This window comes from Pseudopedobacter saltans DSM 12145 (assembly GCF_000190735.1).
Lineage (GTDB): Bacteria > Bacteroidota > Bacteroidia > Sphingobacteriales > Sphingobacteriaceae > Pseudopedobacter > Pseudopedobacter saltans.
In genome coordinates this window covers 1,133,419-1,155,892 of the sequence record NC_015177.1, presented here as the reverse complement: position 1 = coordinate 1,155,892, position 22,474 = coordinate 1,133,419, and the positions used below count along the sequence as shown (strand labels likewise).

Genomic DNA, 22,474 nt, shown 5'->3' with positions numbered 1-22,474 from the left:
AATGTTGTCGGGGCTTTTTTGTTACCTAAATTATGAGAAATTATTTACTAACATTCGGGTTAATTGGTCTTTTGTCATCTTGCAGTTTGTCACCCGAGGAAAAAATGAAAACAGCAATTAGAACCAATATAGATGATCACTATTTCAAAGCCAATGAAAGTGACTATCAGGTTTTAAATTGTGACGTTATTAAATTTAGTGAGGTTAATGAACTAAGCATCGATAGTATTAGGCTCGGTAAACTAATTGATAAACAAGACGACTTTTTAAATAAAATAAAAATACATAAAGAAGAAATGCAAAGATATGGAAGTAAAATGTTAGAATACGCTGTATTTGGTTTGGATAATCCTCTTTATAAACAAGCAGAGCTAAAGATGATTAATTCAAAAAATGAAGGACAAGCATTATACGATTCTGTTATCTACTATTTAAAAAAAGACAGCCTATTAAGAATTGAAATGTCTGAAAAAGAGAAACCGAAACCCCTATATAAAGCAACTGCATTTATTAAAGTAAAGGCAAAGTCTGGTAACGTGGCTGACACACTCACTTACTATGCAGACAAAGATTTTAATTTAATTAAGATATAATATTTCTTATATTTGCCATTAAACAGAATATAATTTTGTTTAATGGCTTACCACAGAACTAACTACCTAAAAAAAGTATCTCACATCATGGCTGTTTACCAAGAGGTGAAAGAGCCTGATATCCCGGATACCAAAATTGTGGCTAAAGTCTTCCCTAAACATAATATTTACATTTCTTACCGCCAGTGGATGAACCTGAAAGGGTTAAAACCTAGTGAGTATAAGAATCAGTTGAGTTTGTTTTAATAAAACAATAGTGCAAATTACTTGTATATTACAATACTTATATTATTTTTGTCACACTTAATACTTACAAACACAGTATGTTAGAAAAAGAATTCGATTATTATTTAAATAATCAATCTGAGTTAGTAGCAAAATATGGCCAGACATTTATAGTGATCAAAAATCAAGAGGTTCTTGGTTCTTATTCATCTGAAAAGGAGGCGTATTTTGAAACCTCAAAAAAATATGAGCCGGGGACATTCCTAATCCAATTTTGCGAATCTGGAAAAGGTTCATACACTCAAACTTTCCATTCAAGAGTCACATTTGCATAATGAGTAAATCTAGCGCTTTCACGTATTCCCCAAATAGACTAGTTAATCAAATCATTACTGACTGTGGCATCTGTATAGCATTTGACCCTAGAAGTGGAAATACACATCCACCGGTAGGCAGTTTTGCTGGACTTTGGGATACAGGGGCCAGTAATACTGTGATATCCTCAAATGTTGTTAAAAGGCTTGGTTTAAAACCTATAGGTAAAGTTAACGTAAGTCATGCAAATGGTAATAGCACTGTTAATACTTATTTGATTAATATTCATCTGCCAAACAATGTAGGGTTTATGGCTATTAGGGTATCTGAAGGAATTTTAAATGGTTTTGATGTACTAATAGGTATGGATATTATAATGCAAGGAGATTTTTCAATTTCTAATTATCAAGGAAAAACAATGTGTTCTTTTCGAGTACCCTCTGTGGAGCATATAGATTTTGTACAAGATAGCCAAAAGCCTGCCAAAGTAATTGCTCTGCAACATAGAAACAGCTTGTGTAATTGTGGAAGTGGGAAAAAGTATAAAAGATGTTGCGGGATTGCCTGAGATTACAACCCCACAAACACAACAGTCTCAAACATCATATTAACCACCATCAAGCCATCATTACGCACCTCTTCAAGCTGGCTAACACGGTCTAAACGCTTGTTAAAAATGCTGATATCAATACTATCCTGTAGTTTGTTGTAAACATCATCAAGCAAATCAAATTCAGCCAAGCTCTGTTCCAGCTCCTGCTCTTCGATAGCACTATCGGTATTGCCTTCATAATCCCAAACTATTTTAACGTTTATCCGGACTGTGCATTTTTGCTTTTTCTTGTGCATGGTCTCTGTTCTGGGATAATCAATCTTGATCAGCGCAGCAGGAAATGCAATTGGCGGGCGCATGGCAAACTTAGAAACCTGACCTTTGTCTTTATCAACCCAAGCGATACCTGGTATCTCTTTTAATTGGGTTCTTAGAAATTTAAAAAGTTCTTTCATTATAATATGGTATAAGAGATAATGCGTTTTACAATTCGCTGGTTCAATTCTTTGGCATGCCCCATAAATTGGCGCTGTGGCATATTATAGCTATAAGCTTTAAAAGTATAACCTTTGGTGTTGTATGTAGCTCCACGCTTGAACTTTCCCTTTTTGTTTCCAGCTTTGTATCTATTCCGCATAAAGGTTTCAGACCTTGCAGTTCTGCTGATCTGTTCGCCTTCATTATGTACTCTAGCATAAGGTACTTTTGTGCTTCCAGCCCTTGATGTTACTAAAGAAGGTGATACAACACCTGGTCTAATACTATTAATTAAATTCGCCGAACGAACCATCATAGTACCTCTTTTGGGTTTGTAGTTCTTGCTTAGCGCTGGCCACGGTTTACCATCAAATGATTTCTTTACAAAGCTTTCACGATAATACTCATTAGCTGTTTCGGCAATAATAGTGGGTACGGCTTCGTCAAAGTGTTGGTTAAATCGAGCAAAGAAGTTTTCAAGCTGTATTTGAAATTGATTAGACATATAAGTATATTTGTATTAAGCGCTTAGATTAAACTATAAAGTCTGATGCCAACACCCAGCAGGTGAACCGGGGGCTCGGACGTAGACAAATGTTAAATAAGCGTTAGCCTGCAATAAGCCTCAGTAATACAAATTGCTGAGGCTTACTTTTTATAGTTGATTAATAAACCCGCTCTCCATTTATTTAAAGTTTGCTTAGTAGCAGCCAAATTAAACCAGCTCAATAAGCGCAATCCTTTGCCTTTATCTGTACTTACATTAATAGCGAGTACCTTATCCTTGTAAAACTTAATATATACAAGACTGCGCAGATCATCACCGTTTAGCCAAACCTCATCAGGCTGTAAAAGACTTTCAGTAACGGCATCTAATAGTTTGTAGCGTTGACTGTACTTTCTGCTATTAGCATCAGTATGTTTATTGAAGTCATTTACATCTACTATTAAAGGCCGCTTTTTATAGTCTTCAATAATCTTTAATCCGTCCCTTTCTTCCAAGCTATCAAACCATTCTTTAGCGGTTTTTCCGTATATCGGTTGCTCTTCGGTTGCTTGTTTTACCCGCTTAGCATAAGAATCTAAGTCCCAATGCTGAGGCAGTAAGTCATTAATCTCCCGGCTTCCATGTGTCGGAAATTTATTAATGTATTGCTGATTTGCCGTGAACACTTCGCCACTATCTGCCCGGTTAACTCCCCAGCCTTGTGCTTTTGCTTTTTCAAACTCGGCACTTTCCAAAAAGCCATCAACCAACTCACGTGAGCGTTTAATGTCTTCGCTGGTTACTTCATGTTTCATTTTAGCGATAACAAAGCATCTGCATTTCCAACCGTTGGGCGGAAAGATGAATTTCCAACGAGGATCATTATAAGGAAGAACAATATCATGCAACAGCTGATGTTCTGGTCTTACTGCATCATCCTGTACTGTTTTGTATTGCCAGTACGGAAATACTTTTGTGTTGGCCATTAACCGTTGGTAAGTACTGGATGCTGCACCTACGGCAATAGCGTTGTTATATTCAGTTTCCAGCCATTCCTTATTGAAAACCTTAAGTTTTAAACTCGCATTCCGGTAAAATTGTTCGAAACTGGTGGAGTCCCTAAACAGGCGGTTAAGCTCTTGCGCCTCGGCCAGTGTCTTAGCAGCAGAAAACCTGAAGAGATTCATCTCGTAAGCGGTAAGCATGGCAGGATCATCTTTGCCATACTCCAAGCTCATAGCCGCGAGCTTAACGTCTTTACCTTCCTGCCATCCCTGTTTAAAACCTTTTAATAAAACATTGGCAGTATAATAGAACAAACCGATATCAAATGACAATTCGCCTTTAGCATCCCAAAAGCGCTTTATCAGTTCATCATCGCTCCATTGGTTACTCGGTAATGCCGCTAAAGTGAGGTGATTGCAACACGAGTGAACTGCCCCGCTCACCCACGGGGCTTGGGGAAAAAAACTTAATTTTTCTCCTTTCTTTTTATTGGGGTCGGCTGGATCCGGCTCGGGAAATTCCTTTGTTTTTTCTGTTACCTCAATACCAAACTTTTCTTTTATCCATTCAGCTGATATATTATAATAAGGCAATAGCTTTTGAACAAATTCAAAGAGTTTATTGGTATCCTCTGCCTGTTCAAATTCAAAGGTTACACCCTCGGGAAGAAAGCCAATATTAACCAATGCCGGAATAACGGTATTATTCCAGTACCGCTCAATCATCCGCATATCTGCCTGTACCAATAACCAAAGGATATCTTGAGAAACCTGTTCTTTGCCTCTGGTGCCGTGTTCGGTATCTTGACCTAAAACCGCCCCAGAAATCAACAACGATAGTTCTTCCTTACAAACGGACATTAGGTTTTTATAAACATCTCCGTTTGTTGCCACGCCCTGTGCAAATTGCAATTCCTCGGTTTCGTCAATAATGAAGTAAGCAGCGGCACCCATATCTTTCATCATGCTTTCACTGCGGGCAAGCATTCCGGCATCTTGGGTGTTTGTTTTCAATACCCTTGGCGGAATACCATATATTTCGCAAAGTTCGCTCCAGCAAGATTGCGCAAAGCGTTTCATTAAAACATGTGGTACCGCTTTGTTTAAAAGGCCTATCTCACCAGAATCAAACTCTATAATCCAATTCCCGTATTCCCTGATTTCCCGGTATTTTACGGGGTTTAGATCATCGGTATAGTCCGTATAAAATAGCCCTTTGGAAGGAACAACATTTGTTCTGGGGATTAATTTAGCATCAAGCTTGCCCAATTTATACTCGAACTCTATCAAGCTATTCCCAAATAGCTCACTATCAAACATGGCATTATTTAAAAAGCCATAGAACAGAGAGTTTCTTAAATTCTTGGTAGCAATATCCTGAACCTCATCATTTAATTTAATGTTGAAATTGGCAGATGCAATTTGATTCTTCCTGTTTTCAATTTGAGAAGTCAAATGCGCATCTTTCATTATTTCCTTAAGCAATAACTGGTATGGCCAAGATCTCGGCTCCTCGGCATTAAGTATCATTGCCTCCGCTCGCTTCCAGCTTTGTATATCTTGCCTGCTTAGACTTACGCTCTTTAGTTTCCAAGGCAATACCCTTGCAGGTGTGGCTTTGCCTATTTTACTATTTGTTTTTGCTGTTGCCATTGTTACTCGTGATTAAATTTTTTCCTGCTCCCCATGCGAAAAGGCAAAGGCTTGTTTGTTTCCTCGCTTTCTTCTGGTAAAGCCGGAAGTGTTAAGTCTGTAGCATCTCCTGATGCCAAGTCTTTTAAATATTCGATAGCTCTGTCGTATCTGGCTTCTATTACTTCATAATGCACACCTGCATTACCTCTGATGATAAGGTGCCATAGTGCAACCACTTTCGTATATGCTAAAATCAAAGCATTACGTTGGTTCCCTTCTGCTGTGAATATGGCTTGCACATCGTATCGAGTGCGGCCATCATAAGCAACTCGCTTTGTAGAAGGTGTTAGCCTGCTCATCACCTCGGTAATACCGGAGTTGATGCATTCCTGAATGATCATGTCATCCATACTGGCAATTACCTGCACATGCTCCTGACGGGCTACTGTCTTTAATTCTTGAATGGTTAGAAATGCCATTTATCGCCTCCTAACTTTGTACTGGTGAGACAATCTTTTAAAATTGGTTTTGCCTTTCCGGCTTTTGCCATTGCCAAAGCGCATACCGTACTCTTTGGGAGAAAGTCCAACCTTTGGGTAATGTGTAACCAGGTCTAAACCGCTCCGGTGATTTTCTACATGCACCGTTTTTTTAGTACGATTATCTAACCTTGCAGCTTTCTGCTCTTGCACCTGATGTGTGGTTGTAGCCTGTGTTTTTGGAGTGGCCAACAAAGTAGCAGCTATTGCGCTTGCTACAACTCCGATACGTTTTAAAGACTTTTTCATTTGTATTGAAATTTGATTTAAATGCGGTTTAAAATCTGTGATTAGATCGCCTGCCAAAAGCATAGCTGGCTTGCGATGTTTGCGTTCTTTTGTTCAATAGGAATACTGCACCTTCTAAAGCATCTGGAGCATCATCATTTGTTCGGCTTCCTTTTTCAAACATCAAAAGCTGCTCAACCAAAACCTTTACACCATTGCTATCTTTCTCCTTTTCGTTAATGATGATTAAACCACGCTCGAAAAGTGGCTGCATGGCTTCGATACGGCTAAACTTATCCGGCTTTTTTCTGGAGTCTCCACGAATTGGGATTTGATGGCCGTACGAATTGCCAACGGTTCTGAACTCTTCCAGTATTAAATCCTGTAAAAAATTGCTTTCCATATAGTAAAGCACCGGAACTTTGCCATTGATATAATCATTGATATCATAATGCCATTGCACCATCATAGATGCACTGGTCTGATCTGCGAAAGCTTTTATTAAATGATACTCACCAGTGGGAGCTTTGCCAATTAGCATGGTAGCCTTGTAATCTGCTGTTGAGCTATCTTTAAAAGATGGGTCGGTATAACAGATTAAGGATTTGTAAAACTTTAAATCCAGTATCTTACCGTATCGAATGTGCTTTTCTAAGAATATTGTCCCCTCGTTAACCGGGTTGTTCATGTACTCTTTTTGAAAGCGCCTTTCGCCAATAAAGTCACGCATGGCTTGTACTTCTTCTTGCGAATAGTTCTCTATCCAACTAGGTAGCCCTTCTTTGTTTAAGATGTTTACTTTGGTGTGGAATAAACCCGGAGCGGTTGCGTATCTACTTAGAATGCTGTCTTTACCTATCCGGTTACCAACCATTACAAAACGGCCACGCCCGCCCTCCATAGTTCCAAACAGGGCAGATAAACACCAGTCTAAAGCTTTACCAATTCTTTTACTGTTACCAATGATTTCATCATCATCAATGTCATCAATGACAATATAATCCGGTCTTTTGCCTCTGTCTTTTAAACCACGTGGAGACTGGCCACGCCCCAGAGCTACGAACATGCAGCCGTCTGTAGTTCTGAATTTTCCCTCAGCCCAATCGCCTGTTTTTACCTGTAAGCCAAAGTCAGCGATATAACGTTCATTGTACTGTAGCTCTGCCTGTAAATCTGAAAGTAAACCAATGGCTGCATCTTGCGATTTAGAAACCAATATCATTACATTGATTTCTCTAGGCTCTTGAATTTTTAACCAAAGCGGAATTAAAAGAGATAAATGTGATGACTTAGCATGACCACGAGCCCACTCGAAAAGCGCCCTTGTTTGTTTGGTACGCAAAAGATAGTTTGCTGCCTGAGTTTGAAACTTTCCGTTTTGCTTTCTGGCTAAATGCGGAAAATACTCACTTACAAAATAGTTGTAGTCTTTCCTAGCTCTGGCAATACGGGCATCTTTCTCTGCCCTGGTCTCCTCTTTGTTAAAGGAAGCCGAGCGAATCCAAGCAATACGATCTTGCCAACGCTGTAGAATATCCTTATTGATTTTCTTAGCCATTGCCCAGACGTATTTGAATATAGTTATCCTGCTGACGAACTACTTGTTTAATAAACTCTTCGGTTAAGCCTTCGTTAATTCGGTTTTGGATTAGAAAGTTCTGAAAACTCATGAACGTCATAATCTCATCATCAACCGTATTGGATGTTTTTAAAGACTTTAATTGTGCAACTGCTTTAGAAAAGGAATCGGCATTAAACTCCGGACTATCCAGTAACTCATTGATTTTGCCCAAAGCTTTTGTAACCAGCTCGTCCATGCTGATGGTCTTGGCTGCTCGCTTGGCTTCCCAACCACCTTCATCTTTCCATTTGGTAACTGTCTTTTCTGTAACGCCCACACGAGATGCAATTTCCTTTTGTGGGATTTTAGACATAAACAAGTAGTAGGCATGTTCTTTTTGAGCTTCTTTGTTTGCTCCTGATTTCGCCCTAGTAGTTGTCTTTTCCTTTGCCATAATTCCTTAGTTGTTGAGCAAAAGAACCCCGAAAACGCCCCGATTTTAAATTTCTCTGCAAGGGTTGCACAACTAATTCGCTACCCTCTTTTTTCGCTTCACTTTTGGGCTTTAACAATTACAAAAAGTTTATCAAGGATGTCTAAAAAGTCATTTATTCTTAACGATGAGACCAAGGTTAACAGCTACGGTTTTAGAGTGCCAAACGATAAAATTAAACTGGACAGGTTTAAAGAAAATGCAGTGCTATTATATATGCACAGACGTGGCGAGGTACATGGCCGTTGGGAGAACATCCGAATAGAAGGCACTAAGCTTTTAGCTGATCCGGTATTTGATTTGGATGATCCAGAAAGCAAAAAAATTGCTGGAAAAGTTGAGCGTGGATTTTTAAAAGGAGCTTCCATTTATCTACACTTTACCAAAGAAACAACTTTTCATGAAGGTGCTGACGGTAATCTTGAATTACATAATAGTGAAGCTTTTGAGGGTTCGATAGTAGACATTCCAAGCAATGCCGATTGCGTGAAGCTGTTTGCAGATGATAAAGAAATGGATAGCAAAGAGATTCGTGGTATCATGCTTTCTGCAATGCCTCAAGATGAAAAGCCAGAAAGACCTCCTATTAAAACTTACGACAAACAGGATAAATCAAAAACGACAAAAATGGAAAAATTCAAATTATCAGCGCAGGCCGTTGCGGTGCTGGTTGGTGTTGGCTTAAGTGCCAGTGCGGAAACTGAAAACGAGGTTAATAACCTTATTGAGCAGTTGGGTACAAAGCTAACGGCTGAAATGACAGCGCATCAACTAGAAAAAACTGCCCGTGAAGGTTTGCAAAATCAGATTAATGCGGAAAAGGCAGTAGCGCTTACGGCTTTGGTAGATCAGGCGGTAACTGATGGTAAGATATCGGCCACACAAAAAGAAACATTTGTAGCGCTGGGCTTCGATGGTGCCAAATCTATTATCGATGGATTGCCGGGTAAGACTTCTTTAGGTAGCCAGGTAAATAATCCGGGCGGTGCTGCTCTTGGTGCTGAGCCTAAAAATGTAGATGAGTTTGCAGCTATGCCATTAGAGCAACAACTGGCATTTAAAAACAACAACCCAACAGGTTACGCAAAGCTGTTTGCTTAAACCAATCAACCACGGATAAGCAAATAATTGATTAACCCAAAAATTTAAGAAAATGGCAGGTAATTTCCCTGAAGTATGGCAAAGTAGAGTAAGGAAAAAGCTTTCTACGGATCACGTAGCAACTTTTTTAGATGGTATTGATGAGCTAGACGCTCAATTAACGGTAGACCCAATTACCGATAAAAACACCATTAACATACCGTTGGAAACATTTACGCCAGGCGTATTATTGAACAACACAACTTATCCAATAGATGTCGAAGATCATACCGATGGTTCAAAAACCATCAGTTTGGATAAAATACAAACTCTAGCAACTAGAATAGGCGAAGATGCCGCTTTGGGCGCTTCTTATGATAAGATTGATAGTGCGACTAAAGGACATATTCAAGTGATTAATCGCTTGAAATTTAAAAAGGCTATCCATGCAATTGCACCAGCGTCAAATACAGCTAGTACACCCATTGTCTTTTTACCAGCAAATTACACTTCAGAAGATGTGTATGAAGCTTTAGTGGCACTCAAAGGAAAGTTTGATGATGCGCAAGTAGATGAGTCTGGTAGAAGGATTGTTTTATCATCTCGCCAGTATAATAAATTACTAGGAGATAGAAATCGCTTTGGTGATTTACTGGTAGATCATAATACTGGTAAGGTAAACAAGTTGGTTGCTGGATTTGAGATTTACACCTATATCTCTAACCCATATTATACTACTGCTGGGGCTAAATTGGCATGGGGTGCTGTGCCAACAACAGAGCAACAAGCTTCTGTAGCTTTCCAAGTTGACAATATTGGTAAGAAGACGGGTATTTTAAAACAATACTACGATGCACCAACAACAACAGGTCAGGCTCATTTAATTAACTATCGTCATTACTTTATCGCTTTGCCAATTAAAAATGAGGCAATCGGCGCTATCGTAGAGGGCGCATAATAAAGCAGGAGAATAAGCAATGAAAAACTTCTTTGATAGGCTTCTGCTAAGCTTCGACTATGGTTCTTTTGGTGAGTTTGCATTCAGTCTGAATCCCAGCTCTAAATATTTACACGCAACTACTACGGGAGGCATACTAAGCGCAATCGCTGTTATTGTTAACCGATTGTTTGGACTGGATGAATTTGCCTTTTATGTGCTATTGTCCGGGTTCGTTATCGAACTAGGTAGCGGTCTTATAGCATCCATAATTAAGAGAGAGCCGATTGAAAGTTTCAAGGTTACCAGATTCTCTATCAAAGCAGTTTGCTACCTGCTCCTTATTGCCTTGCCTTATGTGTTCTCGGTCAATTTCGAGGCACAGGGCAAAGTAGCTGCTACAACTGTATTCGACTGGTTATACCTCTTTTTCTTATGCCAGATAGTTTGGGAGTTGCTGATCAGTATTGTGGAAAACGTGGCGGTAATAGTAGGTAAGGACAAAACACATTGGATTAAAAAGCTACAGGATAAACTTCTTGATCTATTCACCAGCAACAGAGATGAGAACAATTAAATACTTGGTTGTCCATTGTACGGCTACGCCTCATAATACTACCATAGCTAGTATTATGAACTACTGGAAGACGGTTTTGGGCTGGAAAAACCCCGGCTATCATTACATGATAAAAGCTGATGGCGAAATAGTAAACACGTTTCCGATTGAGCAAATCAGTAATGGTGTGGCAGGTTTCAACAGCGTGAGTATCCATATTGCTTATATAGGTGGTATTGATGCAAAAGGCAAAGCGGTTGATAACAGAACACCAGCGCAGGTAGCCTCGCAAATTAAACTATTAAAGGAATTAAAAGCCAGGTTTCCGAATGCGGAAATAAAAGGACATCGTGATTTCCCTAACGTGAAAAAGGAATGCCCTTGTTTTGACGTGAAAACATGGCTTAAAACAATAACATTACTAATCGCCCTGTGCATCTGCCTTACTGGGTGTAAGGTGAGCCGAAATAGTCAGTCAGATAAAAATAGCTCTTACAAGAGTGAAACCACTACTGAAAAAGCCGAGGAAAAGGCAACCACCAGTAAAGAGAGTGATGCATGGCGATTGGGTAATGCTTACAAAGTCAAAGGTTATACCCTGTTTGATTTTGTAGGAAAGATAAATACCGATGGCAGTTTGGAAGGCTCGGCCAGCTCTGCCATTTACAGCTCGCAGGAGCAAAACCATAGCGAGGAAAAGCAGAGCAGCAAAGAGCAAACTAAGATTTTAAAAAGAACGGTGAAAGAGACCAAGCTTGTAACCAAGCAGGTAACTATCACCAAGACGGTGGCTAAGACAGTCACCCAAAATATACCGTGGTGGGTTTGGTTTGCAGGTGCGGTTGCTATAGTAACCGCCCTGTTCTTACAACCGCAATCATTAATTGTAAAACTTAAAAATCTCATAAAATGACAGACGAGAGAAAACACAAGATGCAGCTTATTTTTAAGCAACATCCTAATGTAGAAGAGTTCCATGTGACCTCCGATGATCAAGCATTCTTTAATGCTTCTGATGCGAAAAATCATGCGAAGTCCTTAGGAAATAAGGAAGTGGATGCGATTAAGCGCAGAGATGTGTTAAAAGTAGAAAGTACAGAGTCGAAAGTTGAAAGTACTGGTGATGATGAGCGTATCGCTTTAATGGCAAAGCTTGAAGCTCTCGGAGGTAAAGCTGCAAAAAATATTGGCTTGGATAAGCTGAAAGAGAAAATTTCGGAGTTAGAAGCTGGTAAAGTAGAAAGTACAAAGTCTAAAGTAGAAAGTACTGGCGGTGACGAGTCTGGAGCTGATGCAGACAAAGGCGGCAATCCTGACGAGTCTGGAGCTGGCGAAGGTGCTGGAGAGTAATTAACTAATTTTTTTAATCATACATATATATAAGGTATGGGAAAATACAAATACGGTGTCATCAAGTCGGAAGTTGGCACTTATAATGAAGTAGACGGAACTTCAACCGGATGGGCGGAGATTGAGCCTTACAAAGATACGATTGTGATTACGGAGGAAGATCCGACAACTACCAATCACTTTAAACAAGGCGATGCAAATCCTAAAATTACCAGACAACAACCTGGTGCGCAAAACATAGAATTATCTATTATGGATTTGAGCGCAGATAGCAAAGTAATGTGGCTAGGCGGTACTAAAACAACCGTGTCGACTAAAGAAACGTGGAATGCGCCTAAGGTGAAAACACCCAAGATAAAATCGTTAAGATTTACTTTGGAAACTGGCGAAATCTTAACGATTCCAAAAGTAAGTTGCTTTGGTAAGTTAGATTTCAAGGCATCAGATACCGATATCGACTTAATTACAGTTTCTGGTGTAATTCAAGATCCGGGATTTGCAGGCGTTGCCCCAATGATGATAGCAGACCCAGAATAGAATAGAATGGAAAACATGCAGACAGAACTGCATGCAGTAGAAACCTTATTACAAAGGGGCGTGAAGGTTAAGGCCCGCGCCCCTTTGTTGTTTAGGTTGTTTGGCAAGAAAACCATTGTATTTAAGTTGGGGCAACCCAAAGCCGGTACGCTGCACCGAGTAGCCAGTTACTATTTACGCACTGGAATTGACCAAACCAAACTGCATGAGATTACCAGCGAAGAAGCTTTAACGGTAATATCAGTACACGGCAAAAACATTTATAAAGCTGTGGCCACAGCTATACTAAACGGCTATTGGAGCGGTATGCTCTTTACTAAACCATTTGCATGGTGGTTAAGCTGGCATTTAACGCCAAAAGCCATATTAACGCTTATGGATATCCTGATTACCTACGGAGGTATACAGGATTTTATGACTACTACCAGATTGGTAAGGAGCATGAAGTTGACCGCTCCAAATCTGGGTCAAAAGACGAAGGGGAGTTAATAGCAACGGGCATGAATAGCCCCTTTGGTGTACTCTTCCAGATTGTGAAAGAAACAGGCTGGACGATGCACTACATACTTTGGCAAGTCAGCTGGGCAAATATCATGCTTATGCTTGCAGATCGTCCAAGCTTTGGCAAAAAAGGCGAGGTAATACAAAAAGGCAATGTTTCGGATTTGAAATCCAGATTAAAACAGAAATATGGACAATCTTAGTTTAGAGGTAGAATTTCCGATTGATAACGACAGGCTTAAGCGTGAAAGCGCTGAGAGCAAGAAGATCATTAGCGGAATTAATGAAACGGCTGCTGAAACGGCTGAACGTTCCAACAGGCGTATTAATGATTTGCTGGACAACCAAGACAGCAAGTATGCCTCTATTAACAAATCTATAAGCTCGCTTAAGATTCAGATGCAAGCTTACCAGAACATTGTAGAGCAAGCAACCGATCCTTCTATTATAGAAAAGTATAATCGAAAAATTGCAGAGACTGCCAATGAGATTGCCAAAATTAAATCTTTGGGTATGGATGACCTTGGTGCTGGTAAAGCCAAAGCCAACTGGAACGGATTGCAAAATTCCATTAATCAGATCAGCCGGGAGTTACCGGCTTTTACCTATTCTGCGCAAACCGGATTCATGGCAATTTCTAACAATATTCCTATTCTGGCAGATGAGATTGGCAGGCTTAAAAAGCAAAACGAGGAGCTTGTAGCCAGTGGGCAAAAAGGTACGCCCGTTTGGAAAAGCTTAATAACAAGTTTCTTTTCGTGGGGAACGGCTCTATCGCTGGGTATTACTTTAATAACTGTTTACGGTAAAGAGATTGGTGAGTTTTTTAAAGGTCTGTTTAAAGGCAAAGAGTCTGTAGATGCACTAAAGAAAAGTCAGGAATCTCTAAACAAAGCTTTTGATGGTGCAGATTATAAAAAGGCTGTAACCAATGTTTCTGAATTGCGCCAAAATATCAAACTGGCTCGTGAGGGTTTGATAGATAAGACGGAGGTTGTAAAACAATATAATGAGAGTATAGGCAAAGTAGCTGGAGAAGTAAAAACACTTGACGAGGTTGAGAAAGCTATGGCTAAAAATGCGAACAACTACGTACAAATGATGCTCTATAAAGCAGCGGCTACTGCTGCGCTGGAAGAAGCCAGTAAACATGCTGTTGAGGCTGCTAAGAAAATGGCGCAATCTGATGACGAGGCCGCAGGATATCTTTTTTCTGGTGCAGGTGCTAAGCAAATGAAAAACAAGGATGGTAAAACCGTTCAGCAAGTTGTTGCAGCAAACAGGCGTAATCTGGAAGCTAACGAAGAAATCAAACATCAGCAAAACTTAGAGAAGATTGCAGAGGATTTTCAGCGCAAAGCTGCTGCTAAAGCCAAAGAATCTGGATTTAAGCTTTTAGATACTAAAAAAGAGCAGACCAAAGCGGAAACCAAAGAATACGAAAACCTTTTGCAAAAAATCACAGACCTAGATCGTGAATATGCCAGAAAGAAAATGTCATCAGATCAGGCTGAGCTACAGGCGTTGCGAGATAAGTTCAAAAAGATTGAAGAAGAAATTACCCGTTTTAATGCTAAGAAGAAAAACAAGGTTAAAATAGACGTTGGACAATTAAAACCTATACAGCAAAAAGCCGAGGATAATTTGCTGTACAAACAGGATACGGAGCGTTTAAAAAAGGAAATTGATTTGCAAAAGCAGGTTTTTGCAGATTATGAAGACTATAAAACCAAGTTTGGAAAGAAAGCAGCCGATGAGCGGTTTAAAGAAGATTTAAAGGGCTTTGAAAATTACTTTCAATACCTGCAAGATATCAAAACCAAAAACGATGCTGCATTTAAAGGAGTAGAAAACAAAACAGCCTCTGCCAACGAAGAAGACCGTGTAAAATACATAACAGGGCAATACAAAGACGCTGCCAGATCAGAACAAAATGCACTCAACAAAATATTAGCTGATACGCTTACCATAGAAGAAAAAAGGCTAAAAGCCAAAGAGCAATATGAGGAGGATGTAAAGAAGCTGACCGAAAAAGGAAAAGCAGATAATATTGCTATCCGGACAGAGCAGTACAACCAAGAGCTTTCTGATCTGGAACAGCAAAGGCTGGAAAAGCTTGATTTCTTTAAAAAGCTGTTTGGCGATATCGAACTGGTAACCGTTAGAGGGCTAAAGCAAGCAGTTGCCGAGGCTAACGAGCAATTAGCTAAATACGGAGACAACCCGAAGTTTAAAAAGCAGGCCGATCAGATCAAAAGCAAGCTGAATGAAGTCAACAAGAAACTTGCAGACCGTTTGCCTAATGGGTTAGCCGAGGTTGGAAATACATTTAACCAGTTAGCTGATGATGTAAAGGATTTCGACAGCAATCTGTCAAACTCGCTAACAACGTTGGGCAAGATGGCCACACAAGCCTCTAAAGTATCAGCTGGAATAAATGCTGCTCAAACAGGTTTTGCTAAAGGGGGTGATATCTTAACAGGTATTACTGGTGCTGTGGGTGCTATCGGTGCAGCAGTAGCGGCTATGTCTGTTATCAAAGATTTGGTAGGCAGTAAGGCAAGGCGTGAACAGGAAAGACAACAAGCAGAAGAGCAGGCCTCTTTGGAGCGTACCAAAAAAAGTATCGATGATCTAACAGCAGCTTTAGACCGTCAAGCTAAAATGCTTGATAGAGCATTTGGAGTTGATAAAATAAACCTGTTTCGCAATCAGATTAATCTTGCAAAATCGGACATACAACGTACCATTGACGAGATTAATAAAATAATTGATGCCGATCAGACTCGCCAGCATGCAAGAGGGGCGCTGATACTTAGTAAATATTCCAAACTAAACAATCTAAATGCCCAGGCTCCGCAATCTGAAGGAAGAACTGGCCGAGGCGAACCAGTAAAGCAGATCATAGAAGACCTTTCTACTATCGATCGTGTAATAGAGAGCAATCGTGAAAGTATTGACAGTTTCTATCGAGCGCTTGAAAAAGGCGGTCTTAACTCTGCAACTGAACAGGAGTTGCGTTTGCAATTACAGCTATATGATGAATTGGAAGGCAAACTTTACGACTACCAAAACAGGCTACGTGAAGTACTAACGGGAACCAGCGCAAATAATCTAACGGATATGATTGCGGATGCGTTCCGCAATGATTCCAGTGCAGAAGATTATGCAAACAACTTCAAAAAACTGATGCAGGACGCAGTAATCCAAAGTTTGAAGCTAACGGCTTTGGAAGCTCCTTTAAAAGAGTTTTACGAAAAGTTTGCTAAGGAGACAGAGGGCGGTTTGACAGCAGAAAAGATTGCAGGCTTAAGAAAAGAATATGATGCAATTATCAATAATGCACAAAAAGAGTTCGATACACTAAAACAGGTTACGGGTATTGACTTTGGCAAAGATTCCTCCGGATCCGGAATGTCCAAATCCATAGAATCCATCACCTCGACACAAGCGGACGTGTTGGCGGGGCAAGTTGGCGGTATTCACTTAGCTGTAGTACAAAACCAAACCTTGCATAAAAATACCTATGCCGAGATGCAAAGCCATACCGGGCTTTTAAAACAGTCTTATATGGTGCAAATGGAGATAGCCGAAAACACTAAAAGGACGGCAAACAATACAGATAGGCTTTTCGCAGTAGAAAAGCATCTGGAACAGATTAACAACAAAATGAATAGCGATGCAGCTATTCGAGCTGGAGGAGGCAGAATATAATGGCACACGAGATCAAGATAAACGGAGCAGATAGCGAAATAGCTTATAGCCTTTTCTTTGAAAACGGGACTTATCAGGAATTGGTAAAAGCCCCGGCAAAGAAATCCGGACTGCAACAAGACTGGCCAGATCAGGATGGTATCGAAGTGGATATGACGGCAAATAAATACCAAAGTAAACCAGTGGCATTACCAGCGGTTATTTATGCCCAATCAGAAGCGGAATTGCTTTTAAAATATAATGCTTTTGTAACGGGTGTTTTGTTGGCTCCTGCTCGTATTACAGTTGATGCTGTTGGTTTGAACAGGCGTTTCTCTTTACGTTACGAGAGTGTAAGTAATACCGTTTGGAACGAGACAGACGTAACATTTGCCATTAACCTAATTGATGATTTTCCGGCCACTATAACCCCTATACCATAATGCAATATCAGATAAAGAGAGGAAATATTGTTGTTTTAACTGTTACCGCTCCGGGCAAACAGCAAAGGCAAGCTATGGGCGTTGATGTGGTAAATATGTCTTTCAGTTTGCCAAATTCTGTCAACATCAATATTGGCGATACGGTTGAAGTTTACGGACGTGTATATAAACTGAACCGTCCGGCAAATGTGACTAAAATAAGCAACAAGCAATACGATTATACGCTGGAGTTTGAAGCGCTGTTCTATGATCTGGCTAAAGTACAGTTACGAGGGTTAGACGCAACTAACCAGCTAACAGAAGCCGAGTTTACCATTATGGCCAATGCTGCTGATATTGTGGATTTGATAGTTCGTAATGCCAACAGGCTTTATAGCGGCTATACTATTGGTGTGGTAGATGAAACGGAGCTACAGAACTTTATATTTAATGGCGAAAACTGCTTACAGGCGCTTAACCGATTGGCAGATGCTTTTCAATCTGAGTTCTGGATAGATAACAAAACCATCCATTTCCAAAAGCGTGAGCAAAGTACGGGGGTTGTATTATCTTATGGTCAAGGTAACGGATTATATCAATTATACCGAGGAAAGAAAAGCGATGCTGATTTAGTAACTCGCTTATATGTTGAAGGCGGTAGCCGTAATTTACCGGAGGGATATGGAAGAACCAGACTTCAATTACCTGGTCCATTAAATTATATTGAGGTTGCTGGTGCCGATGAGATTATAGAAGCAACAAAGATTTTTGAAAACATCATTCCGGAGCGTGTTGGAACTATTACAGGCTTGGGAGCTGATATGTTTACGTTTATTGATAGCTCGATGGATTTCGATATCAATGATCATCTTTCGGGTAAGCCGGCAAAGATTGGTTTCCAAACCGGTGCTTTAGCTGGATATGAGTTTGAGCTTGCTTCTTACAATGCCGTTTCAAAGCAATTTAAAATAAATTTAAAGACGGATGAAAAAGCTTATGAAGACGGCTTACCTAACCATACATTAAAGCCAGCTGTTGGAGATAAATACTCTGTTTTCGATATCTATTTACCCAACTCTTATGTAGTAGATGCGCAAAATAGAGCTTTAGCAGCCGGACAGGCCTATTTGGATAAATACAAAAATGTCCAATACGAGTACGGAGCAAGTTTAACTCCTATCTGGGTAAAGCAGAACAATCCTAATATTGTGCTGGGTTATACGGTCCAGATTGTGGATGCCGATATGGGCATAGATAAAGAGATTCGTATTGTAGGATACACTCGTGATCTGCAAGAACCCAACACTTATGATCTGGAACTGGGAGATACTATTTCTATATCTGAAATTGTAAGACAGTATGCACAGCAAGAGCGCATTTTATACGCCATCCAAACCGCTGGTTTACTTGATCCGGAACAAATGCGTAAGAACCTGTTTCTAAACAGGCTTTCGGAGAATAACGGTTATCTGATTATTGGAACGGAGAAAGTAAAATCCGGCTTAGCTGACTACGCTACTTTAGCCGCTAGGGCAACTTTAGCAGATTACGCTTTAGACTCGGACAAATGGGACGGCCAGCAATTTGCTGACTATCTAAATCAACCAGTCCGGACAATGGACAGCCCGAAATTTGAGGGCATTTCTTCGCCTTTGTTTGTGTCTGGTGCTTTTGGTTCAGGTTATAGAGTTTCGAAATCTGGAGGTAAATACACTTTAGAACTGGATAACCTAGTTGTAAGGGACGGATTTACGGCAACTGAACTAACCATTAATAAAATAAGGAGTAGCAACGGAGCAATAGCCGTAACTGATGCAGGAGTTATAAAAACTGTGCAGATTGTCGATCTTGGACAGTTTGAAATTACTTTAGACGGCGATGTTTCTTTTCTTCAAAATGATATATTGAGATGTCAGGTGTTTACCGGCACTGGCATTAAATCATATCATTTACTTGTTTTGGGAGTTTCAGGTAGCGTTATTTCTGTCGCAAAAATTCAAGGGAGTAATAGCATATCAACCGGAGATACTATTGTAAGAGTGGGAAATATCAGTAATACAGACAGGCAGGGACTTCTTTATCTTACAAATTCGGACAGCGGTGCGCCTTATCTTGACGTTTTGGACGGTGTTAATTCTGCTTCTTTTGCAGGTAAAACTAAAGTACGATTAGGCAAATTAAGCGGTATTGTTGATCCTGATTTTGGGGCATTAAGTGGTTACGGTATTTATGCTGAAAGAGGTTTTTTCAAAGGCTCTATTCAGGTTACTGGCGGGAATGCAGCTACTAAGAGCTATGCAGAAACGCAGGCAAATAATGCACAGATAACAGCTATTAACACGGCTGCTACTGATGCGACAAATAAAGTAAACGCCTTACAAATAGGGGGCAGAAATTTGCTTGCATATAGTAACGTTAGAAAGGAAGGTAATTCATATCCATTTGGTATATATAATATATATGGTGGCACAACATTCGGAAAAGAATACACCTTAGTAGTAAATGGCTACACAACAGTAGGTGACAATATTGGTATTTATTTAAATGGCTATCAGACTATAGGAAGCATCAGTTCTCAGGATGAATCTAATATACAAGTGTTTCATTTTACCCGAAATGATTCAGGTGTAGGTACTAATGTTGATTTTTACCATTTTACGAACGGTAGTTCTGGAAATTCAGTTGTTGAGTGGGCATGCCTGTACGAAGGAAATGTTAAGCCTGCTTTGGATTGGTCACCCTCGCCGGAAGACGTTCAGGCAGATATCGAAGCCGTTAGAACTGAAACAAACACACAATTTTCAGTCTTAGAATCTCAAATTTCAGCCAAAGCCAGTCAAGTATCTGTTTCTGCTTTAGAAACTAGGATGTCATCAGCTGAACTCAAAATCACTCCGGAGGCTATTAACTTGACGGTAAGCTCTCAGGTTGATAATAAGATTGGAGCTGTGCAGATTGGGGGGCGTAATTACTACAGACGGAATACAGTACTCGACCCGATGTACGGTGGTACTATTGTCGGTCGAGATAGCGGTGAAACTCCTAACGGATTTTTATTTGCCGGACTACAAAACCAGTCGCTTGCTTTGCGCATTAATAATGTAATTACAGAAGATGGGTTTTGGACTATCTCTTTTTCGGCGAAGTCTAATTCAGATTGGACACTTTATATTGACGTATGTGATAATCCGGCAGATTCAAGAGAAATTACACAGGATTGGCAATATTATGAGTTAACATTCAATGTGACACGAAATGGCTATTCTTTTGTCGATTTTTCAAACATACCGTGGGTTTATCTCTATGTAAAGGATTTAAAAATTGAAAAAGGAACCAAAGCAACTGATTTTAGTTTAGCTCCTGAAGACATTCAAGCAGACATTGAGTCCAGACCAACACAGGCAGAAATTAAAGCAGGTATTTCCATTACTCCCGGAGCAATTAACATTTTTGGTCAGGAGTTGTCACTTGCGGGAAAAGTAACGTTTTCTTCTCTTGATGCTGGAGCGCAAAATCAGATAGATGCCATAGCACAAGCAAAAGCAAATACATTGTTGTGGATGGGTGGTAAATCGCTCTATCCGGATACAGATTTTAGAGAGGGATTTAATGGATTAAATCATTACAATAATGCTGGTCCTTACGGTGATTTTTTACGCCTTCCAAAAGAAAGTTTTGGTGAGATTTTTCCAACGACATCACCTTATGGGTTATACTACCATTATAATAGTGCTACAATGGGAGGCTCAGCTCCCGGACTTGGAGGTTTTACATTTGGTACAGGATCACGACCGAAAGCGAAGTACATAGTTAGGTTTGTACTGGCATTTGAAGAGGAAAACAAAATACAATTTGCATCCAATCCTACTGGAGACGGCGGAAGCCATACTTGGCTTACTAATCCATATGGCGCAGGAATCAATAACTTTAGAGAATACTTATGCTTAGTTGAATGTGGAGCAACCGGAACTTTTAGTTCTACAAACTACTTTTATTTCTATGGTGGCAGTTCAGTATCAGTACGTGTAGCCTCTGCTGGTGTATACGATATAACGGATTCTCCAACGGCTTTAAAATCGCTGGCCTATCAGGATGTTGTCGAAATATCGAAACTCGGTAATACTGTTATACAAGGCGGTTATTTAGCTACAAGCTTGTTAGATGCAAATTATATCAAGTCTAACATCGTTAATGCCGCTTATATCCAAACCATAGACCTAACAGCAGATAAGATTACAGCAGGTAGGTTGCAGTCTGTTGGCGGTGGTTCTTACTTCGATTTGAATAATAATGTCCTATCGACTAGCAATTTGATTGCTAATGGTGGTACGATAGCAGGTTTTACAATAGATGGTTATTCCCTAAGTATATCGAAGACTTACGGTAGTAATAGCACTGCATTCTTTAGACTGCTGACTTCTGGTGAAATTACCGGACTTCCGACACTATTAATTGGGTCTAGGTTTCTAGTTGGACAAAACGTGATACAACAAAATCAACTTTTAGTCGACAAAGACGGCTGTTATTTAAGGGATGCTAATATTGATTATTTATCAGTTGGTTCTGTGAAATCCAATGGATATACAGGTTTGACTGCAACATTCACTGTAAGGGACGGTAACGATCATTGGTGGCTGGTTTTTCAGAATGGAATTTTAGTTAACAGATATAAAAATGTATAGAGACACAAAAATAACGATAGATATCAACAAGGTTGAGTTCTACGACCTAGACAATCAAAAAATAGACATTCCAGAGTTTTACAAACTTCTAGGTAATTCTATTTTTAAGGAGGCTAACAGTATAGAGGTTAGCGATTTGGCTCGGATTTTACATAAAGGCGAATCTCCTGAAGCTACTCAACAAGAGATTGAGGAAATAATTTACTTATTAAATACCTCAATCAAATACAAAGCTTTCGTGCAAAAACCTTTGCTGGATTATTTCAATAGATTATTAACAGATTTAAACGATAAAAAAGATGGAAAGAATAATTAAAAACACATTTACTAAAGAGATTTCAACGGCTGTATTCAACGATTGGAGTCTGAATTTTACGGTTGAGCGAGATGCAACTAAAGTGCTGTCAGTTCAAGTGACAGGGCAGACAGCACAGAGCTACTTCAATGCTCATAGAAATGAAGCTGGAAATGTTTCTGTTTCTTTCAGCGGGCAGGGCGGTTATGATAATGTTCTGGCGAATGCAGTTACTGAGGAAATTAATTTGATAGTAGCACAACCAGTTGTAGAGGCTTAAATAGCGCCTCTGGCTCTTCCTAGTTTTACCA

At 39.8% G+C, this 22,474-nt stretch carries 24 protein-coding genes; 17 read left to right on the top strand and 7 right to left on the bottom strand.

Features of this window, described 5'->3' with window-relative positions; translation table 11 throughout:
- The first annotated feature begins 104 nt into the window (after nt 1-104).
- From PEDSA_RS04800 to PEDSA_RS04785, 4 genes are all read left to right on the top strand, one after another.
- Complete coding sequence (locus PEDSA_RS04800; protein WP_041536973.1) at nt 105-593, top strand: hypothetical protein; 489 nt, start codon at nt 105-107, stop codon at nt 591-593.
- Between the two features lie 42 nt (nt 594-635).
- Entirely contained in the window at nt 636-839 is a 204-nt protein-coding gene (locus tag PEDSA_RS04795; RefSeq protein ID WP_013632030.1) for a hypothetical protein, read from the top strand.
- A 77-nt stretch (nt 840-916) separates the two neighbouring features.
- The gene (locus tag PEDSA_RS04790) at nt 917-1,153 is read left to right on the top strand and encodes a hypothetical protein (RefSeq protein ID WP_013632029.1); all 237 of its coding nucleotides are present in this window, start codon (nt 917-919) and stop codon (nt 1,151-1,153) included.
- Nucleotides 1,153-1,701 (top strand): retroviral-like aspartic protease family protein, encoded by a 549-nt coding sequence (locus PEDSA_RS04785; RefSeq protein ID WP_013632028.1) that lies wholly within the window; start codon nt 1,153-1,155, stop codon nt 1,699-1,701. The genes PEDSA_RS04790 and PEDSA_RS04785 overlap by 1 nt, the downstream gene beginning before the upstream one ends.
- A 2-nt stretch (nt 1,702-1,703) precedes the next feature.
- Here the strand turns inward: PEDSA_RS04785 and PEDSA_RS04780 are convergent, their stop codons facing one another.
- The 7 genes from PEDSA_RS04780 to PEDSA_RS19465 all read right to left on the bottom strand — a co-directional run bounded on the left by PEDSA_RS04780 (nt 1,704) and on the right by PEDSA_RS19465 (nt 8,071).
- On the bottom strand, nt 1,704-2,141 hold the full coding sequence (locus tag PEDSA_RS04780; protein ID WP_013632027.1) for a hypothetical protein: 438 nt from the start codon (nt 2,139-2,141) through the stop codon (nt 1,704-1,706).
- Nucleotides 2,141-2,668, bottom strand: coding sequence for a phage virion morphogenesis protein (locus PEDSA_RS04775; RefSeq protein WP_013632026.1), 528 nt, complete (start codon nt 2,666-2,668; stop codon nt 2,141-2,143). The genes PEDSA_RS04780 and PEDSA_RS04775 overlap by 1 nt, the downstream gene beginning before the upstream one ends.
- A 143-nt stretch (nt 2,669-2,811) precedes the next feature.
- Nucleotides 2,812-5,307: a phage portal protein family protein gene (locus PEDSA_RS04770; RefSeq protein WP_013632025.1), complete on the bottom strand. Its 2,496-nt coding sequence runs from the start codon at nt 5,305-5,307 to the stop codon at nt 2,812-2,814.
- A 2-nt stretch (nt 5,308-5,309) separates the two neighbouring features.
- The gene (locus PEDSA_RS04765; RefSeq protein ID WP_013632024.1) at nt 5,310-5,768 is read right to left on the bottom strand and encodes a hypothetical protein; all 459 of its coding nucleotides are present in this window, start codon (nt 5,766-5,768) and stop codon (nt 5,310-5,312) included.
- The gene (locus PEDSA_RS04760; protein WP_148233500.1) at nt 5,769-6,077 is read right to left on the bottom strand and encodes a hypothetical protein; all 309 of its coding nucleotides are present in this window, start codon (nt 6,075-6,077) and stop codon (nt 5,769-5,771) included.
- Between the two features lie 28 nt (nt 6,078-6,105).
- The gene (locus PEDSA_RS04755; protein ID WP_013632022.1) at nt 6,106-7,614 is read right to left on the bottom strand and encodes a hypothetical protein; all 1,509 of its coding nucleotides are present in this window, start codon (nt 7,612-7,614) and stop codon (nt 6,106-6,108) included.
- On the bottom strand, nt 7,607-8,071 hold the full coding sequence (locus tag PEDSA_RS19465; protein ID WP_013632021.1) for a terminase gpP N-terminus-related DNA-binding protein: 465 nt from the start codon (nt 8,069-8,071) through the stop codon (nt 7,607-7,609). Before PEDSA_RS19465 ends, PEDSA_RS04755 begins: the two co-directional genes overlap by 8 nt.
- Nucleotides 8,072-8,209: 138 nt before the next feature.
- Here PEDSA_RS19465 and PEDSA_RS04745 point away from each other — a divergent pair, with 138 nt between their 5' ends.
- From PEDSA_RS04745 to PEDSA_RS04690, 13 genes are read left to right on the top strand one after another with little or no spacing between them, the layout of a single operon-like run.
- Entirely contained in the window at nt 8,210-9,211 is a 1,002-nt protein-coding gene (locus tag PEDSA_RS04745) for a peptidase U35 (RefSeq protein ID WP_013632020.1), read from the top strand.
- Between the two features lie 52 nt (nt 9,212-9,263).
- Complete coding sequence (locus PEDSA_RS04740) at nt 9,264-10,148, top strand: hypothetical protein (RefSeq protein WP_013632019.1); 885 nt, start codon at nt 9,264-9,266, stop codon at nt 10,146-10,148.
- Nucleotides 10,149-10,167: 19 nt separating this feature from the next.
- Complete coding sequence (locus PEDSA_RS04735; RefSeq protein WP_013632018.1) at nt 10,168-10,704, top strand: phage holin family protein; 537 nt, start codon at nt 10,168-10,170, stop codon at nt 10,702-10,704.
- Nucleotides 10,691-11,596 (top strand): N-acetylmuramoyl-L-alanine amidase, encoded by a 906-nt coding sequence (locus PEDSA_RS19800; protein WP_083811749.1) that lies wholly within the window; start codon nt 10,691-10,693, stop codon nt 11,594-11,596. The genes PEDSA_RS04735 and PEDSA_RS19800 overlap by 14 nt, the downstream gene beginning before the upstream one ends.
- On the top strand, nt 11,593-12,033 hold the full coding sequence (locus PEDSA_RS04725) for a hypothetical protein (protein WP_013632016.1): 441 nt from the start codon (nt 11,593-11,595) through the stop codon (nt 12,031-12,033). Before PEDSA_RS19800 ends, PEDSA_RS04725 begins: the two co-directional genes overlap by 4 nt.
- Nucleotides 12,034-12,069: 36 nt before the next feature.
- Nucleotides 12,070-12,570 (top strand): hypothetical protein, encoded by a 501-nt coding sequence (locus tag PEDSA_RS04720; RefSeq protein ID WP_013632015.1) that lies wholly within the window; start codon nt 12,070-12,072, stop codon nt 12,568-12,570.
- A gap of 6 nt (nt 12,571-12,576) precedes the next feature.
- Nucleotides 12,577-13,059 carry a hypothetical protein gene (locus tag PEDSA_RS04715; protein ID WP_245546830.1) on the top strand — a complete coding sequence of 161 codons (483 nt, stop codon included), beginning with the start codon at nt 12,577-12,579 and terminating at the stop codon, nt 13,057-13,059.
- Nucleotides 13,060-13,070: 11 nt separating this feature from the next.
- Nucleotides 13,071-13,274, top strand: coding sequence for a hypothetical protein (locus PEDSA_RS20105; RefSeq protein WP_148233499.1), 204 nt, complete (start codon nt 13,071-13,073; stop codon nt 13,272-13,274).
- A complete protein-coding gene (locus PEDSA_RS04710; protein WP_013632013.1) occupies nt 13,261-16,785 on the top strand; it encodes a hypothetical protein in 3,525 nt (1,174 codons plus the stop codon). Before PEDSA_RS20105 ends, PEDSA_RS04710 begins: the two co-directional genes overlap by 14 nt.
- Entirely contained in the window at nt 16,785-17,207 is a 423-nt protein-coding gene (locus tag PEDSA_RS04705; RefSeq protein WP_013632012.1) for a hypothetical protein, read from the top strand. Before PEDSA_RS04710 ends, PEDSA_RS04705 begins: the two co-directional genes overlap by 1 nt.
- Nucleotides 17,207-21,868, top strand: coding sequence for a phage tail protein (locus PEDSA_RS04700; protein WP_013632011.1), 4,662 nt, complete (start codon nt 17,207-17,209; stop codon nt 21,866-21,868). The genes PEDSA_RS04705 and PEDSA_RS04700 overlap by 1 nt, the downstream gene beginning before the upstream one ends.
- Nucleotides 21,861-22,184: a hypothetical protein gene (locus PEDSA_RS04695; protein ID WP_013632010.1), complete on the top strand. Its 324-nt coding sequence runs from the start codon at nt 21,861-21,863 to the stop codon at nt 22,182-22,184. The genes PEDSA_RS04700 and PEDSA_RS04695 overlap by 8 nt, the downstream gene beginning before the upstream one ends.
- Entirely contained in the window at nt 22,168-22,443 is a 276-nt protein-coding gene (locus tag PEDSA_RS04690) for a hypothetical protein (RefSeq protein WP_013632009.1), read from the top strand. The genes PEDSA_RS04695 and PEDSA_RS04690 overlap by 17 nt, the downstream gene beginning before the upstream one ends.
- Nucleotides 22,444-22,474 lie beyond the last annotated feature (31 nt).

What these genes read in the sequence shown, in the direction of transcription:
- PEDSA_RS04705 (WP_013632012.1), top strand. Translation starts at nt 16,785, where the DNA reads ATGGCACACGAGATCAAGATAAACGGAGCAGATAGCGAAATAGCTTAT.
- PEDSA_RS04785 (WP_013632028.1), top strand. Translation starts at nt 1,153, where the DNA reads ATGAGTAAATCTAGCGCTTTCACGTATTCCCCAAATAGACTAGTTAAT.
- PEDSA_RS04725 (WP_013632016.1), top strand. Translation starts at nt 11,593, where the DNA reads ATGACAGACGAGAGAAAACACAAGATGCAGCTTATTTTTAAGCAACAT.
- PEDSA_RS04760 (WP_148233500.1), bottom strand. Translation starts at nt 6,077, where the DNA reads ATGAAAAAGTCTTTAAAACGTATCGGAGTTGTAGCAAGCGCAATAGCT.
- PEDSA_RS04800 (WP_041536973.1), top strand. Translation starts at nt 105, where the DNA reads ATGAAAACAGCAATTAGAACCAATATAGATGATCACTATTTCAAAGCC.
- PEDSA_RS04715 (WP_245546830.1), top strand. Translation starts at nt 12,577, where the DNA reads ATGGAAAACATGCAGACAGAACTGCATGCAGTAGAAACCTTATTACAA.
- PEDSA_RS04710 (WP_013632013.1), top strand. Translation starts at nt 13,261, where the DNA reads ATGGACAATCTTAGTTTAGAGGTAGAATTTCCGATTGATAACGACAGG.
- PEDSA_RS04780 (WP_013632027.1), bottom strand. Translation starts at nt 2,141, where the DNA reads ATGAAAGAACTTTTTAAATTTCTAAGAACCCAATTAAAAGAGATACCA.
- PEDSA_RS04740 (WP_013632019.1), top strand. Translation starts at nt 9,264, where the DNA reads ATGGCAGGTAATTTCCCTGAAGTATGGCAAAGTAGAGTAAGGAAAAAG.
- PEDSA_RS19800 (WP_083811749.1), top strand. Translation starts at nt 10,691, where the DNA reads ATGAGAACAATTAAATACTTGGTTGTCCATTGTACGGCTACGCCTCAT.
- PEDSA_RS04735 (WP_013632018.1), top strand. Translation starts at nt 10,168, where the DNA reads ATGAAAAACTTCTTTGATAGGCTTCTGCTAAGCTTCGACTATGGTTCT.
- PEDSA_RS20105 (WP_148233499.1), top strand. Translation starts at nt 13,071, where the DNA reads ATGAATAGCCCCTTTGGTGTACTCTTCCAGATTGTGAAAGAAACAGGC.
- PEDSA_RS19465 (WP_013632021.1), bottom strand. Translation starts at nt 8,071, where the DNA reads ATGGCAAAGGAAAAGACAACTACTAGGGCGAAATCAGGAGCAAACAAA.
- PEDSA_RS04775 (WP_013632026.1), bottom strand. Translation starts at nt 2,668, where the DNA reads ATGTCTAATCAATTTCAAATACAGCTTGAAAACTTCTTTGCTCGATTT.
- PEDSA_RS04770 (WP_013632025.1), bottom strand. Translation starts at nt 5,307, where the DNA reads ATGGCAACAGCAAAAACAAATAGTAAAATAGGCAAAGCCACACCTGCA.
- PEDSA_RS04720 (WP_013632015.1), top strand. Translation starts at nt 12,070, where the DNA reads ATGGGAAAATACAAATACGGTGTCATCAAGTCGGAAGTTGGCACTTAT.
- PEDSA_RS04695 (WP_013632010.1), top strand. Translation starts at nt 21,861, where the DNA reads ATGTATAGAGACACAAAAATAACGATAGATATCAACAAGGTTGAGTTC.
- PEDSA_RS04755 (WP_013632022.1), bottom strand. Translation starts at nt 7,614, where the DNA reads ATGGCTAAGAAAATCAATAAGGATATTCTACAGCGTTGGCAAGATCGT.
- PEDSA_RS04690 (WP_013632009.1), top strand. Translation starts at nt 22,168, where the DNA reads ATGGAAAGAATAATTAAAAACACATTTACTAAAGAGATTTCAACGGCT.
- PEDSA_RS04765 (WP_013632024.1), bottom strand. Translation starts at nt 5,768, where the DNA reads ATGGCATTTCTAACCATTCAAGAATTAAAGACAGTAGCCCGTCAGGAG.
- PEDSA_RS04700 (WP_013632011.1), top strand. Translation starts at nt 17,207, where the DNA reads ATGCAATATCAGATAAAGAGAGGAAATATTGTTGTTTTAACTGTTACC.
- PEDSA_RS04745 (WP_013632020.1), top strand. Translation starts at nt 8,210, where the DNA reads ATGTCTAAAAAGTCATTTATTCTTAACGATGAGACCAAGGTTAACAGC.
- PEDSA_RS04790 (WP_013632029.1), top strand. Translation starts at nt 917, where the DNA reads ATGTTAGAAAAAGAATTCGATTATTATTTAAATAATCAATCTGAGTTA.
- PEDSA_RS04795 (WP_013632030.1), top strand. Translation starts at nt 636, where the DNA reads ATGGCTTACCACAGAACTAACTACCTAAAAAAAGTATCTCACATCATG.